At 63.9% G+C, this 380-nt stretch carries 1 protein-coding gene; it reads right to left on the bottom strand.

Annotated elements, in window-relative coordinates:
• Positions 1-380: alcohol dehydrogenase catalytic domain-containing protein (locus E2R65_RS19485; protein ID WP_158285304.1), on the bottom strand; the 380-nt coding region annotated here is incomplete at both ends.

Here is a 380-nt window from a genome sequence, read left to right as displayed (position 1 = left end):
ATCGGGGGGGAGGGGCAGGTTCAGGTTGGCGAAGAAGGCGATGGATGCCGTGTTCACGGCCATGGGCAGGGTGGCGGCCTGGTTGAAGGTGAGCGAGTCGGGGATCTTGGTCGCGTACGAGGCCGGCACGACGGTGAAGGTCTGGAAGGCGGACTTGTCGGCGTTGTTGGTGGTGATGCTGGGCGCGGCGGCCAGGACGCGATCTCCCGGCTTGAAGTTGTCCACGGCCGGACCGGCCTCGACGACAACGCCCGCGATGTCAGAACCCAGGATCTTTGGGTACGACTCCACCATGACTCCCAGGGTTTGTTGCTTCCAGTCGATGGGGTTGACCGCGATGCTGTGGTTGCGAATCAGGACTTCTCCTGGGCCCGGAGATG

Origin of the sequence: Mucilaginibacter phyllosphaerae (assembly GCF_004378255.1) — a bacterium.
Lineage (GTDB): Bacteria > Bacteroidota > Bacteroidia > Sphingobacteriales > Sphingobacteriaceae > Mucilaginibacter > Mucilaginibacter phyllosphaerae.
The sequence above is the reverse complement of the archived record's forward strand: the minus strand, read 5'-3'. Positions and strand labels throughout refer to the sequence as shown.